Origin of the sequence: Bacillus sp. FSL K6-0923, from assembly GCF_038630825.1 — a bacterium.
Lineage (GTDB): Bacteria > Bacillota > Bacilli > Bacillales > Bacillaceae > Bacillus > Bacillus pumilus.
Map to the genome: position 1 here is coordinate 2170754 of NZ_CP152044.1, position 14738 is coordinate 2185491.

The 14738-nt window shown below is 41.5% G+C and carries 15 protein-coding genes; 3 read left to right on the forward strand and 12 right to left on the reverse strand.

Translation table 11 applies throughout. From position 1 onward, the window contains the following. Nucleotides 1-171: 171 nt before the first annotated feature. Complete coding sequence (zwf, locus tag MHI16_RS11010; RefSeq protein WP_058014740.1) at nt 172-1647, forward strand: glucose-6-phosphate dehydrogenase; 1476 nt, start codon at nt 172-174, stop codon at nt 1645-1647. A gap of 46 nt (nt 1648-1693) precedes the next feature. Here zwf and MHI16_RS11015 read toward each other — a convergent pair whose 3' ends face one another. The 10 genes from MHI16_RS11015 to MHI16_RS11060 form a co-directional block, all read right to left on the reverse strand. Further along, nucleotides 1694-2416, reverse strand: coding sequence for a GntR family transcriptional regulator (locus tag MHI16_RS11015; RefSeq protein WP_003215808.1), 723 nt, complete (start codon nt 2414-2416; stop codon nt 1694-1696). A gap of 153 nt (nt 2417-2569) precedes the next feature. Then, nucleotides 2570-3976: a glycoside hydrolase family 1 protein gene (locus tag MHI16_RS11020; RefSeq protein WP_342497955.1), complete on the reverse strand. Its 1407-nt coding sequence runs from the start codon at nt 3974-3976 to the stop codon at nt 2570-2572. Next, complete coding sequence (celB, locus tag MHI16_RS11025) at nt 3960-5306, reverse strand: PTS cellobiose transporter subunit IIC (protein ID WP_342497956.1); 1347 nt, start codon at nt 5304-5306, stop codon at nt 3960-3962. The genes MHI16_RS11020 and celB overlap by 17 nt, the downstream gene beginning before the upstream one ends. A 25-nt stretch (nt 5307-5331) precedes the next feature. Next, on the reverse strand, nt 5332-5664 hold the full coding sequence (locus tag MHI16_RS11030; protein ID WP_268466029.1) for a PTS lactose/cellobiose transporter subunit IIA: 333 nt from the start codon (nt 5662-5664) through the stop codon (nt 5332-5334). Nucleotides 5665-5667: 3 nt separating this feature from the next. Further along, nucleotides 5668-5979, reverse strand: coding sequence for a PTS sugar transporter subunit IIB (locus MHI16_RS11035; RefSeq protein WP_061408468.1), 312 nt, complete (start codon nt 5977-5979; stop codon nt 5668-5670). 143 nt (nt 5980-6122) lie between these two features. Further along, nucleotides 6123-6908: an SDR family oxidoreductase gene (locus MHI16_RS11040; protein WP_058014736.1), complete on the reverse strand. Its 786-nt coding sequence runs from the start codon at nt 6906-6908 to the stop codon at nt 6123-6125. A gap of 12 nt (nt 6909-6920) precedes the next feature. Continuing rightward, entirely contained in the window at nt 6921-7769 is an 849-nt protein-coding gene (locus tag MHI16_RS11045) for a GRP family sugar transporter (protein WP_180310791.1), read from the reverse strand. 118 nt (nt 7770-7887) lie between these two features. Beyond that, entirely contained in the window at nt 7888-9297 is a 1410-nt protein-coding gene (gndA, locus tag MHI16_RS11050) for an NADP-dependent phosphogluconate dehydrogenase (RefSeq protein WP_058014734.1), read from the reverse strand. A 98-nt stretch (nt 9298-9395) separates the two neighbouring features. Continuing rightward, complete coding sequence (locus MHI16_RS11055; RefSeq protein ID WP_268466033.1) at nt 9396-10640, reverse strand: DNA polymerase IV; 1245 nt, start codon at nt 10638-10640, stop codon at nt 9396-9398. 145 nt (nt 10641-10785) lie between these two features. Then, on the reverse strand, nt 10786-11778 hold the full coding sequence (locus tag MHI16_RS11060) for a carbon-nitrogen hydrolase family protein (RefSeq protein ID WP_058014957.1): 993 nt from the start codon (nt 11776-11778) through the stop codon (nt 10786-10788). Between the two features lie 180 nt (nt 11779-11958). Here MHI16_RS11060 and MHI16_RS11065 point away from each other — a divergent pair, with 180 nt between their 5' ends. After that, on the forward strand, nt 11959-12240 hold the full coding sequence (locus MHI16_RS11065) for a hypothetical protein (protein ID WP_003215677.1): 282 nt from the start codon (nt 11959-11961) through the stop codon (nt 12238-12240). Between the two features lie 66 nt (nt 12241-12306). Continuing rightward, nucleotides 12307-13086: a membrane protein insertase YidC gene (locus MHI16_RS11070; protein WP_234034923.1), complete on the forward strand. Its 780-nt coding sequence runs from the start codon at nt 12307-12309 to the stop codon at nt 13084-13086. A 36-nt stretch (nt 13087-13122) separates the two neighbouring features. On the opposite strand, the gene MHI16_RS11075 is transcribed toward MHI16_RS11070, so the two are convergent. Together MHI16_RS11075 and MHI16_RS11080 are read right to left on the reverse strand one after the other, a co-directional pair. Continuing rightward, nucleotides 13123-13587, reverse strand: coding sequence for a chemotaxis protein CheW (locus MHI16_RS11075; protein ID WP_058014731.1), 465 nt, complete (start codon nt 13585-13587; stop codon nt 13123-13125). A 14-nt stretch (nt 13588-13601) separates the two neighbouring features. Then, the gene (locus tag MHI16_RS11080) at nt 13602-14723 is read right to left on the reverse strand and encodes a M20/M25/M40 family metallo-hydrolase (protein WP_058014730.1); all 1122 of its coding nucleotides are present in this window, start codon (nt 14721-14723) and stop codon (nt 13602-13604) included. Nucleotides 14724-14738 lie beyond the last annotated feature (15 nt).

The following is a 14738-nucleotide window of genomic DNA, read 5'->3' on the forward strand; positions in this document are numbered from 1 at the left end:
ATGAAGACAAGGTAAATGTGAATTCAGCGGAATTTTCGAAAAAAGTCAAACGAGAGCAGAAAAAGTCGAATCAAATGTTTGCTTTACGAACAATGAAGCTTTAAAATAAAGAAAATGTACATACATTCTCGGTTTTTACAACAATGCTACGAATAAAGTGAGGTACTTTTCGTGAATACAGAAACTAACAATCCAAAAGCAGTCATTGTCATTTTTGGCGCAACAGGAGATCTTGCCAAACGCAAGCTCTACCCTTCTATACATAGACTTTATCATAGCGGAAAACTTGGCGATCAATTCGCCGTAGTCGGTGTTGGACGCCGTCCGTGGTCTCATGAGGATCTAAGAGCTGTGGTAAAAGAATCTGTTTCTTCTGATGATGCAGAAGCGAAAATAGAGGAATTCAGTTCACATTTTTATTATCACGACTTTGACGTATCAAGCCCTGCTTCCTATCAATCGCTTAACACACTTCTAACAGGCCTTGAAGATACGTACAGTATCCCAAACAACCGGATGTTCTATTTAGCGATGGCACCGGAATTCTTCGGAACGATTGCAAAGTTCCTAAAAAGTGAAGGTGTATCAAAAACAACTGGCTGGTCAAGACTTGTCATCGAAAAACCATTTGGCCATGACTTGCCAAGTGCGAAAAAGTTAAATGAAGAAATTCGAGATGCATTCTCTGAAGATCAGATTTATCGTATTGACCACTATCTCGGTAAACAAATGGTTCAAAACATTGAGGTCATCCGTTTTGCAAATGCCATCTTTGAACCACTTTGGACAAACCGATATATCTCAAACATTCAAATTACATCTAGTGAGTCATTAGGGGTTGAAGACCGGGCCCGCTATTACGAAAGTTCAGGTGCTCTAAGAGATATGGTCCAAAACCATATGCTTCAAATGGTTGCACTTTTAGCAATGGAGCCGCCAATTAAGCTGAATACCGAGGAAATCCGCAGCGAAAAACGGAAAGCATTACGCGCTCTTCGTCCTTTCTCTAAAGATGAGGTCGATCAATTCTTTGTCCGCGGACAGTATGATGCTGGTACGGTTGATGGCGGCATGGTTCCTTCATATCTTGAAGAGCAAAATGTTGACCCGAACTCAAACACGGAAACATTCGTTGCAGGGAAGCTGCTCATCGATAACTTTAGATGGGCCGGCGTGCCATTTTACATTCGTACTGGAAAACGTTTAGAAAAGAAATCTACTCAAATCGTTGTTCAATTTAAAGACATTCCAATGAACCTGTACTATGGTAACGGAAATTCCATGCATCCGAACTTACTCGTCATTCATATTCAGCCAGATGAAGGCATTACCCTTCACCTGAACGCTCGCAAGCTTGATGGCGGTACATTTGCAAAGCCGATTAAGCTCGACTACCAAACAAACCATAATGACATCATGAATACACCAGAAGCATATGAAAAGCTGATTCATGACTGCTTGCTGGGTGATGCTACGAACTTTGCTCACTGGGATGAAGTGGCGCTTTCTTGGAACTTTGTTGATCCGATTTCTGAAAAATGGGCAGAAAACAAAACATTAAAACCAAATTATCCTGCTGGTTCTATGGGACCGAAAGAAGCCGATCAGCTTCTAGAAAAAGATGGGTATCATTGGTGGAATATATAAAATGATATAAAAAAGAGCAGTCTCCCTCGGGGGTTCTGCTCTTTTTTTAACGTCCTGTTTTCGTAATTTCAACCGTTGAAAAGTCGAACTTATCATATCGATGATGACTAAAGGAGTACTCAAACGGCCGGCCTGTGTTTAAATAAGCAACCTGTTCGACCTCTAGCACAGGATCCGTTGGGTCACAGCCTAAATATTGCTGGTCTAGCTCGTCTGATTTAGCCGCTCTAATTTTCTTATGCGCGCCTGCCACCTTTAAATTCAAATCATTTGATATGTAGCCATAGATGGATCCCAATAAAACCTCTTCATCTATTCCCTTAATAAGATTGACGGGCATAAACGTTTTTTCTAATACGTATGGCTCCTCGTCCACAAGACGGAGACGGATGATGTCATAAATGGGTGTGGTGGAGTCTATGGATAGGTGGGCTGCCACCTCTTTGCTTGGAAAATGGACATCAAAGTGAATGATTTGAGTCGTGACGTTTTTATCCGCCATGACTTTTGTGAACCCTTTATTTTCATGTCCTGACACATTGATTGCCCCTTGATTGAGCGCTGCCTTCACAATAAATGTACCGTGACCTCTTTTTCTAAAGAGGAGACCTTCTGCTACGAGAAGATCGAGCGCACGCTTCATCGTCATTCGGCTGCATTGAAATTCAGCGGCAAGCGAGTTTTCATCTGGAATGGGTTGATCTTCTGGATAATATGCTGTTCCTATTCGTTTTCTGATTTCTTCTGAAATGAGTTCGTACTTTTTCATCTCACACCACCAACTGACTTGTTTTTTCATAGCTTCCTCTCATTCTACACTAAGCCTAGTGAGCTTAAAAGGTACCAGCCATTTTTGTTTCATCCATTTACCGTCACATAAGAAAAATACTTGCCCTTTTCAAGGAAAGAGCAAGTATCTTGATTAAAAACCGTTATTTTCTGATACCGATTGAAACCAGTATCCACTTTTCTTAATCGTACGTTTTCCGTCTTCTTGAAGATCAACTGAGACAAATCCATAGCGATTCTTATAGGCATTCGACCATGACCAGTTATCCATAAAGGTCCACAGATGATAGCCTTTTACATTACTTCCTTCTTGAATGGCTTGATGCACCCATTTCAGATGCTCTGAAATAAAGTCAATGCGGTAATCGTCATGAATCATTCCTTCTTCATCCTTAAACCGCTCTTCTCCTTCAACACCCATTCCATTTTCAGAAATAAAACATTCAATATTATCATAGTCTGTTTGGACTTTTTTCAATATATCATAAATGCCTTTTTCATAGATTTCCCAGCCTCGATACACATTCATTTTTCTTCCCGGCATGTCAAATGCATCGAAATAATGATTTGGCATAAATGGGGCATTTGGATGCGGCATATGCTCTTTCGCCTTCACTCTTCTTGGCTGATAATAGTTGATTCCAAGGAGGTCGACGGTATTCTCTCGAATGAGCTCAAGGTCTCCTTCTTCCATACTCGGCATAAAGCCTTCTTTCTTTAAGACCTCTACTAGTTTCTCTGGGAAATGTCCCTTCACCGCAGGATCTAGGAAGGAACGGTTAAAGAAAGCATCCGCCATCTCAGCTGCTTCTACATCGCGCGGATTCTGGCTTCTCGGATAAGATGGGGTAAGATTAAGGATGATGCCAATCTTACCGCCTTGCTTCAGCTTTTTATAAGCCGCAATCGCCTTCGCATTTGATAAAAGTTCATGATAACCGACCTGTACAGCCTTTTGGAAATCAACTTCGTTTGGATAATGAAAGCTATACATATATCCGCCCTCTACAGGAACGATCGGTTCATTATGGGTAAACCATTTTTTCACCCGGTCGCCAAATAATTGAAAGCACAATTCTGCATAGCTCACATAATCATCTACTACCTGTCTGTTGACCCAGCCGCCTTTTTCCTGAAGTGCCATTGGCATATCGAAATGGTACAGGTTCACAAACGGCTCAATATCATGTGCAATCAATTCGTTGATCACATCATTGTAAAAAGATACTGCTTCTTCATTGACCGCACCTGTCCCTTCAGGCAAGAGACGTGACCATGAAATGGACAATCTGAATGAATTGTGCCCAATTTCTTTCATCAGACGAATATCCTCTTTATATTTTCGGTAAAATTGAGATGTCACATTCGGTCCAACGCCATCAAAAAAACGAGTCGGCTCTTGCTCAAACCAATGATCCCAAATATTCGGTCCTTTTCCATCACCAGGGACGCTTCCTTCTGTTTGCGTGGCAGAGGCAGAAGATCCCCACCAGAAACCTTCTGGAAATGTATATATTTGCTTGTTATTTTCTATCGACATGTATTGAGTCTCCCTCACCTTTGATGTTAGTTGTTTTTGTTTTTTCCGTTGTGGTTATTTTTTCATTTTTCACATTCATACGGTCAATAAACTTCAGGAACGGGAACCAAATGACAAACACGATCATCAGGTTAAACAGCTGAAGAAGACCGCCCGCTAGTGAATTGGTTGCCATGATTCCGCTTATAAAGATCGGCACCGTCCAGGGAATATTCACGCCAGTCGGTGGTGGTACAATGCCTGATGCCATCGCAAAATACGAAATACATGTAATAACCATTGGCGCCAAAATCCATGGAATAAGAATAAGCGGGTTCATGACAATCGGTAAGCCGAAAATAATCGGTTCATTGACGTTAAATAATCCTGGTCCTAAGCCTAGCTTTGCTACCTGTTTTAATTGCTTACTTTTCAGGAAAATTAAAATCGTAAACACGACAGCTAGCGTCATACCGGTTCCGCCCATGCCAACTGTATAAATTTCGATAAACTGCTTGCTGATGATATTTGGAACCTCACCAGTTTTTGTATAGCTCTCTAGGTTTTGAATGGACAACGTATTCCAAATGGGGTCCATGACAGAGTTGATAATAATTTGGCCGTGAAGCCCAAAGAACCAAAGAATTTGTATAAAGAAAACAGCGATCAAGGTAGGAATGATACCGCTTCCAAGTCCGACAAGCGGTGCCTGAATCGCATGATAAATCAAGTCATGCATGTTTGTTTTGAAGCCTTGTGTAATGATGATATTGATCAGTAAAAAGGTTGTGAGTGTCAAAGTAGCCGGGATCAGTGCAGCAAAAGACTTTGAAACAGCTGGCGGAACCCCTTGCGGCATATTAATGACAAATTTCTTTTGGACAAAATAACGATAAATTTCAGCAGACAAAAAGCCTGTGATCATCCCAAGGAACATCCCCTTTGCTCCTAAACGATCGACTGGGATCACGCCTGCAATAGATGCACCGCCTTCTTGTTCTAGTAAAAATGGCGTTAGAAGTAGGAAAGAGGCTAAAGCAATCACGCCGCCAAAGACAGCTTCCACATCATAGCTTTTCGATAAATAGTAGCCAATCCCGAATACAACAAACACACTCATAATGCTGATGGTCGCACTTGGCGCGATATTCAGTGCAGACTGGACACCTTCCAGTGCGGTTTGACTCATGATTTTATCTAAAAATGGCAAATTCATTAGCACAACCATTATGGAACCAAAAATAGTAAGCGGGAACGCAAGCATAAAGGCATCCCGTAATACACCTAAATAGCGGTTATTGTTCAGTCTCCCAGCAATCGGAACCAAAATGGCACTTATTTTATCAAACATTGGTTTCCCCCCTTGTTTACACCCTTTATTGTTTAAGCGATTGGAAAATCGGCAGGAGCTCTCCCACAAGCTCCTTCATCGTAATAGTCGACATTAAGTGGTCTTCTGCGTGCATGAGCAATAAGGAGAAAGGCGTTTTCTCCCCGCCTGCCTCTTGCTGTACGAGTTGAAAATGGATGCCATGTGCATGACGTAAATCTTCTTCGGCTTCTTTCATGAGACCAAATGCCTCATCTTCTTGACCTTCTCGAAATTGTTTCAGAGATTGAAGCAATTTGCTGCGTGCATTACCGCTGTGTAAGATCAATTGAAAACTGATTTGTTCCTCCGTAAGCCCTTCGAGTGTTTTCTTTTCCATTCTTTACGCTTCCTCCATCAATGAAACGGCTTGTTCATACGCTTTTTGTCCATCGGCAAGCCCATACGCCTGCATATCGATGACCTCTACTGCAATCCCGTATTTTGTTGCTTCTTTTTGAAGATCCCCTTTTAAAAAGCTCATTTGCGGTCCAATTAACACAACATCCGCATTCGCCATTTCTTTCCTCGCTTGATCTTGTCCAACTGCCCAAATTTCTGCCTCGTCCCCTATTGAGTCGGCATGAGCCTTCATCTTTGTAACTAGTAAACTCGTAGACATTCCTGAACTGCATGCTAATAAAATACGTTTCATTTCTCTCACCCCATTGTTGTAATAAAAGCGCTTCCAGTTAATATTATATATTTTTATTTCTAAATGTCTAGACATTTAGAATCATTTGTCTGTATTTCAAATAAAAAAGAGCGTATGTGTGTGTACGCTCTTTTTGTTTCTTCTTATCCTTTTCCTGCTTGGAAGCCAGGATACTTTGTCATGCCGCCGTCCACATAGAGCGTCAACCCTGTCACATAGCTCGCCTCTTTTGACGCCAGCCAGACAGCACATGCTGCTACTTCTTCCGGTTTTCCAATATAACCAATTGGGATCAGTTCTATCACGCCTTTTTTCAATGCTGGATCATCAAATTTTTCGGCATTGATCGGGGTATCAATTGCGCCTGGTGCAATGCTGTTTACGCGGATTTTTTTAGGGGCATATTCTAGTGCCAGCGTTTCTGTTAAAAGCTTAGCGCCTCCTTTACTTGCTGCATAATGGACGAAATGCGGCCATGGAATTTGTTGATGGACCGATGACATATTAATGATCGATCCTTCAATTCCATGTTCTGTCATATACTTCAATGCATCACGACAGCCTAAAAACATACCTGTTAAATTGGTGGACATCACTTTGTTCCAATTATCTAGCGTCATCTCCGTTGAAGGGACTTCATTTTCAATTCCTGCATTATTAATCATGACATCAAGACTGCCATATGTATCGACAGCTTGATCAATCATTGCCTTCATATCCTCTTCCTTTGATACATCTCCTTTAATTTTGACAGCCTGTCCGCCACTTTTCTGAATCTCAGCAATCGTGTCGTCTGGGTTTTCTTTGTCGGAGAAATAATTAATTACCACATTGGCTTTTTCTTGTCCAAACCGGCGCGCCATCGCTTGACCTATTCCTGTACCAGCTCCTGTAATCACGACTGTTTTTCCTTCTAAATCTGGATACATTCGTTTACCCTCCTATTTTGTAAATCCTAATAGCACGCCGCCTGCAATGATCATCAAGCAGCCTGCAATGACAAAGCTTGTTCTGGATGCTTTCTCTTTTAATAAGTAAATGCCGCCTAATGTCGAGATAACGATCCCTGTCTGTGACATCGAAAAACTTACGGCGACACCAATGAGCGGAATGGCCAAAAGAAGTCCGAGATTTCCTGTCGACCAAACAAGCCCGGCAATGATATTTTTGAACGTATATTTACTAAACGGGTTCTGCTTAAGACTAATCGCCAAGGATGAAAGCAGCATGCCGACCGATTGCGGAACGAGGGCAGACCAGCCATCAATATGAAACCATCGCAAAATAACAACATATCCGACATAACCAACCGTTGAGATAAGCAGAATCATGATCCCTTTTTTGAAATTGCCTCCACCGTTCCCACCGCCATTCTTTTTTTGACCGAGCGATGTCAGCACAACACCTGCAATAATCAGTAAAATGGCACAAGAACCAATGAGTATGACCGTCATCGTTTGCCATTCTTTGAAGACCATGACGCCAAATAACGTAGTACTCACAAGCTGCATGCCGGTTGACAAAGGAACCGCCTTCGAGACTCCGAGAAACGCAACACTTGAAAGCTGATTCATTTGTCCAATGCTCCAAAAGATGCCTGAAATGACAGAAACCGCAAAAATAAACGGTGTCAGCTCTGGCATTTTGATGAAGAAGGCTGCAATTGAAAATATAAATGCGCCAAGCGTAATACCGAGGGTTTGCTGGTAAGCATTCCCGCCAAGTTTGACACTGATGAGAACAATACTTCCCCAAAATATCGCTGGGAGAAGTGCATATAAGATGCCCACTTCGATCCCTACTTTCTTTTCTTTTTTACATAGCATCCCTCTTTTTCGCATTTTTAGCCGAAAAGATGCAAACACAAAAAAACCTTACCAAAGGTAAGGTTTTTCAGTCATTCTATGTTTATTTCATCCATTCTGTATGGAAGATGCCTTCTTTATCTGTGCGCTCATACGTATGTGCACCGAAATAGTCACGCTGCGCTTGAATTAAGTTCGCTGGCAGGACAGCTGTGCGATAGCTATCAAAGTAAGCAAGTGCACTTGAGAATGAAGGAACAGGAACTCCTTGCTCCACTGCAAGTGAAATGACTTTACGAAGAGATGATTGATAGCTTTGAGCAATATCCTTAAAGTAAGGATCAAGCAATAGGTTTTTCAGTTCTGGATTACGGTCATATGCTTCTTTAATTTGTTGTAAGAAGGCTGCACGAATGATACAGCCACCACGGAAGATCATTGCAATTTCACCGTATTTCAAATCCCAGTTATACTCATCAGATGCTGCTTTCATTTGCGCAAAACCTTGTGCATATGAGCAGATTTTACTCATGAATAAGGCTTTTCTAACCGCTTCGATCAGCTCTTGTTTATTCTCTGCTGATTGTGCTGGCTTAGGACCTTCGATTAATTGACTTGCTTCAACACGCTCATCTTTCATCGCTGAAATGTAGCGCGCGAAAACAGACTCAGTAATGATTGGAAGCGGAACACCTAGATCAAGAGAACTTTGGCTCGTCCATTTTCCAGTTCCTTTTTGTCCAGCTTTATCTAAGATCACATCCACAAGCGGCTGGTTTGTTTCTTCATCCACTTTTGTGAAAATATCAGCTGTAATTTCGATTAAATAGCTGTCAAGCTCACCTTTATTCCATTCTGAGAATACTTCATGAAGCTCCTCTGCTGACAATCCAGCCACATGCTTCAAGATAAAGTATGATTCAGAAATCAATTGCATGTCTCCGTACTCGATGCCGTTATGGACCATTTTGACATAATGTCCTGCACCATCTGGGCCGATATATGTTGTACATGGCTCGCCATCTACTTTCGCAGAGATCGCTTCTAAAATTGGTTTCACTAGCTCATGCGCTTCTTTTTGACCGCCAGGCATGATCGATGGACCTTTTAGTGCCCCTTCTTCACCGCCAGAAACACCTGTACCAATGAAGTGGATACCACTTTCCGCAAGCTCTTGATTACGTCTTTGCGTATCCTTGTAATATGTATTTCCACCATCAATTAAGATGTCACCTTTCTCTAGGTGAGGAAGTAATGATTGAATGGTTGCATCCGTTGCCGCACCAGCTTTTACCATTAAAAGAATTTTACGCGGTGTTTCAAGCGACTGAACAAATTCTTCGATGCTGTATGTGCCTACAACGTTTTTCCCTTTTGATTCTTGAAGAAATTCTTCCGTTTTGCTGCTAGATCTGTTATAAACGGACACGGAGAACCCGCGGCTTTCAATATTAAGGGCAAGGTTTTTCCCCATAACGGCTAGTCCAACCACACCGATTTGTTGTTTTGACATAATTCTGACGTCCCTTCTAACACACTATATTGATTACTGCTGAAATGATGTACCCTTTGAAATTACCACAACACCACCTCTTTTATCAAGTTTTCAGGCTATTCATTTCCTCTTTTGTCCTGAAAAAAGTCTTTATTAAAACTTGTTCCACTTGTTTTGCTCTCTTTTTCCTTGATAGTTATCCCTCTTTGAACGAGTGATTTTCCATACTTTTCTTTCAGTCCTTCTAAAATGGTTTGAAGAGGCTCTTCTTTGGCATCTTCTGTATAGGAAAATAAATCAAGCTGTTTAACGGCTGCTTTTCGTTCTACAAGATCTGTCCCCGTCACACCTAAGAGTCTCACAGGCTGGTCATTCCAATGTTTAAGGAATAACTGCCTTGCTGCATCAAATAAATCTTCCTTCCGATCCGTCGGATTCGTGAGGGTGACACTTCGCGTAATATTTTTCCAGCTTGCGTACCGAATCATGATGAGCAGCCGATTTGCCATCACTTCTTTTCTCCTTAACCTTGCACTCACGGATTGTGACAGCTTATCAATTAACGCGACAAGTTCATCTGGATCGTCAGAATCATGAGGAAGGGTTGACGAATTACCGACGGATTTAAAATCGTATATTCTTTCTGGGTCTACGATGCCGTCATGTTCACCATTCGCCTTTTGCTTTAATCTCGGTCCATTGATGCCCAGTAATTCCTTTAGTGTATACTCATTTGCTTTCGCTAAGTCTTCAATGGTATGAATGCCAATCGTTTTCAATTTATCTGCCGTTTTTTGTCCAACTCCGTGCATGTCACCCGCTGGGAGCGGCCATAGCATTTGGGGTACATCTCGTTTACGCAAAATGGTGATGCCCATTGGTTTTTTCCAATTAGACGCCATTTTCGCTAAAAATTTATTCGGTGCAATGCCAATACTTGAAGGAAGCATGAGCTCCTCTACAAGCCTCGTTTGAATATCATGAGCCGTTTTCAACGCGTGCTCGGCATATGGCGTATGCGTTAAATCAATATAGCCCTCGTCGATGGATACTGGCTCGACTAAATCGCTGTATTCTCTTAGTATCGTAAACATCTCTTGTGAGGAGCTTCGGTACCGGTCAAAGTTTGGTGTACGGACAATCAGCCCCGGACAAAGCCGCTTCGCTTCCCATAACGGCATTGGGGGCTTTACACCTAGCGCTCTTGCCTCATAGCTGCACGTCACCACAATCCCTTTACGCTCTTTCGCATTTCCGCTAATGGCTAAAGGTTTCCCTCTCAAAGAAGGATCATACGCCATTTCTACATTGGCATAAAACGCATTCATGTCTATATGAAAAATAATATTTGACATTGGCATAACCCCATTTTCTTCAGTTCCTATATTTTAATCAGAAGTTCCGAATCGATCAAATATGATGAATCTCTTTTATGCTCAATTATACATTGATTTATTTCATCTTTCCTCAAAAAAACCTTCTCTAAAAAAGAGAAGGTTTCACGAATTATACTTTTTCTTCAAGCATACCATTTTGATATTGAATAGCCTCGTATGTTAACACTTCATTTTTATTGTCATTCAAATGTTTCACAACCGGAGTCGGCTGCTGATTAAAATTCATACTCAAGCTTTGATTGGAGTAGTGGCCAGCTGGATCAATATAATACTTGTAATCAATGACTCTTTCCACATCAATGTCTGCGTATGCAATTCCCTCTGTTTCAGCTGGAACCATATCACTGATCGGTTCTCCATCTGGACCGTAAATGCACGTATGCCCACTCTTAAATGTGTCAAAGTAATCTCTTTGCTCCTGCGTTAAACAAATCATCTCTTTCATTTCTTCCGTATAGATTGAAGAAGTCATCAGCACAAAAGTTTGTGTCGCAATAGCATAATATCTGCTTGAAATTTCATCATCAAAATAACCTGGCCAAGATGCTACATGCACCTGTTCATTTTGAGCATTCATCGCCATCAGATCTAGTGGTACTTGATGCTCCCAGCACATCAATCCGCCAAGATTGCCAATGTCAGTTTGAAAAACGGGCATCATGCTTCCACTTCCATCTCCCCAAATCAGTCTTTCTGCTACAGAAGCTCTCATTTTCCGATGTTTTCCTATTAAATCCCCATTTGGGTTAAACCAAAGTTGAGCTAAATAGAGGGAACCGCCATCTTTTTCACTGCATGATATACAAACGTACGTTTCATTTCTTTTTGCTGCCTCGCTTATTTTTTGGATAGCTAAGCTAGGGATTTCGACTGCATTTTTATATAATTTGTGATAGAACTTTCTTGTATATTCTGGATGACCAATAAAAGCAAACCAAGGATAACCAGGTAAAAATGCTTCTGGGAATGCCACAAGTTTAGCACCATTTGAAGCTGCTTCGTCGATCAGTTCACATGATTTCTGAACGGTTGCCTCCAAATTTAAGTAGATAGGGGCTGCTTGTACCGCAGCTGCTCGAAACTTCGGGTAAATACTTGTCATATTCAAAACCTCCATTTCTTCTATTCCCCCTCATTATAAGATAGGAATGGTGAAGTTTGGATGACAAATACCACTTTATACAAAATAAGGATTTGTACGTAATAAAGAAAACACTTGGTCCTGTTAGACATTTCACAATGTGTATAGTACACTGTGAGTAATGAAATGGATGTGATAATCATGATTATTGATACATTCAATGAAGTCTTTTTCCTTGTTGAATTCTTTACGATTATTCTTCCAGCCCTGACGGCCATCGGCATTGCGTTTTTATTAAAAGACTGCCGTATGAACGAACACCTCGGTGGACATCGTTTGGAAGAGTTGGACGCATCTTTATTGAATCGAACAGACTTTCTGTTTATCATATATGATCGCATTACAACTTGGATTAGTAAAGTCATTCGAATGAAACGATCATCAAACGATGATGAAGACCATTCGCTTCCTCTCTCTAATTAATTTTTTAAAAAATGAGGAGGAAACGAATTGAAACGTTTATTAACGATTTGTACGACTTTATGTTTAATGATGATTGCCTCACCTGCTTTTGCAGCGAGTGGGCAGACAAATGCGAGCTCTGATGGGTTTTTCCATCATTATTTTGTCCAGCCTTTTTCTGAGCTGATCATTTGGCTTGCGAACTTCTTCCATGATGATTATGGTTTATCGATTATGTTCGTAACCTTGATTGTCCGCCTGCTGATTTTCCCTCTTTTTGCGAACCAATTTAAGAAGCAAAGAGTCATGCAGGAGAAAATGGCACTGGTGAAGCCTCAAATTGACGACATTCAAAGCAAATTAAAGAAAACGAAAGAACCTGAAAAACAAAAAGAATTACAAATGGAAATGATGAAAGTATACAAAGAGAACAATGTGAACCCGCTGGCAATGGGCTGTCTGCCTATGCTGATTCAAATTCCAATTGTTCTTGGCTTTTACTCAGCGATCCGTTCAACACCTGAGATCGCAACACATTCGTTCCTATGGTTTAACTTAGGACAAACTGATCTATTGGTCGCGATCTTTGCAGGCGCTATGTATTTCTTGCAATTTTATGTTACGCAAAGGTTTGCGAAACAATCAGGCACCCAGACAGAGGCTGCGCTAAAGCAAGCCAAAGTGATGGGCATGATTTTCCCAATCATGATGCTGTTTATTTCAATTAATGCACCCGCTGCCCTTCCTTTATACTGGATGACAAGCGGATTATTACTCACAGTCCAAACCATTATTTTGAATGTCATGTACCAAAAATCAAAATCAAAAGCTGAGGCAAACGACCAAGCTAGCCCAGCTGCTGAATAAAAATAATCCCCTTATCATCAGATAAGGGGATCTTCTTTATGCCAATTCTTCTTTTAACCGCGCTGGCAATTGATCGAGATCCTCAATTCTCCCAAGGAACTTATTTGGGTCCACTTGTAAAATCATCTTGTTCTCTCTCTCCACAACGCCGAAGAAGTATTCAGAGGCTTTCGTGTTCATATGAAATGGCTTGATCTCACTTTGCTCGATATCGATAATATCTTTTGCATCCGAGACAAGACAGCCTACCATTTGTTCGTTTAATTCAAATAGCAATACCTTGGACTGCTCGTTCACATCAAGAGGCTTTCCGTGAAGCATCACGCCTGTGTCACTGACAGGAATGACCTCTCCCCTTAAAGACATGAGTCCTTTTATTTCTTTTGGAAGGTTCGATACTTCTTGTAAATAAGGGACCTTCTCAATTGAACGAATATGTTCTACACTGATGCCAAAATCCTCTTGCCCCACTTGGAAAATAATGATCTTTTGCGTGCTCACAGAGTCTCCTGCCTTTACGATGGATTTGTCGTTTCTTCGATAATGGCGAGAACCATTTCAGCTGTTTTGACTAATTCTTCAATCGGCATTTTCTCATTTTTCGTATGAATATCTTCATATCCAACAGCTAGGTTGACAGTTGGGACGCCGTTTCCTGCAATGACGTTTGCATCACTGCCTCCGCCGCTCGTCTGTAGTTCTGATGGACGGCCAATTTTCGCAGCCGCTTTTTTCGCCACTTCTACGACTTGATCGCCGTGAGAGAATTTGAAGCCTGGATACATGATGTCAATGTGTACATCGGCACTTCCGCCCATTTCTTTAGCGGTTTTTTCAAAGGCTTCTTTCATCTTCGCTACTTGCGCTTCCATTTTTGCAGGTTCTAAAGAGCGTGCTTCAGCAAGGATATCGACTTGATCGCACACAATATTCGTTTGCGTTCCGCCTTCAAAACGGCCGATATTCGCCGTTGTTTCTTCATCAATTCGGCCAAGCGGCATACTAGCAATGGCTTTTGATGCAATGGTAATCGCTGACACACCTTTTTCAGGCGCGACACCTGCGTGAGCTGTTTTTCCATAAATGGTTGCGCGTACTTTCGCCTGTGTTGGCGCTGCAACAATAATGGTTCCGACCTTGCCATCTGAATCAAGGGCATAGCCGTATGCCGCTGTCATCAACTTTGGATCTAACGCTTTTGCTCCGACAAGTCCTGATTCCTCACCTGCTGTGATGACAAATTCAATCGTTCCATGCGGTAAATTCTTCTCTTTCAGCACACGGATTGCTTCAAACATTGCCGCAAGTCCTGTTTTATCGTCAGCACCTAGAATAGTTGTTCCATCTGTTTTCACATAGCCGTCTTCAATGACTGGCTTTACACCATTGCCCGGAACAACTGTGTCCATATGAGAAGTGAAATAGATGGTATCAGCCTCTTGAGTACCTTCCAGTGTACAGATGAGGTTGCCTGCACCGTGGCCTGTTTTCGCTTTTGAGTCGTCTTCCACCACTTTTAGTCCAAGCAGTGAAAATTTTTCTTTTAAGACTTCCACAATTTTCTCTTCGTGTTTTGTTTCGGAATCAATCTGAACAAGTTCTAAAAATTCGTCTAATAAACGTTTTTCATTGATCATGATACTGCTCCTCCT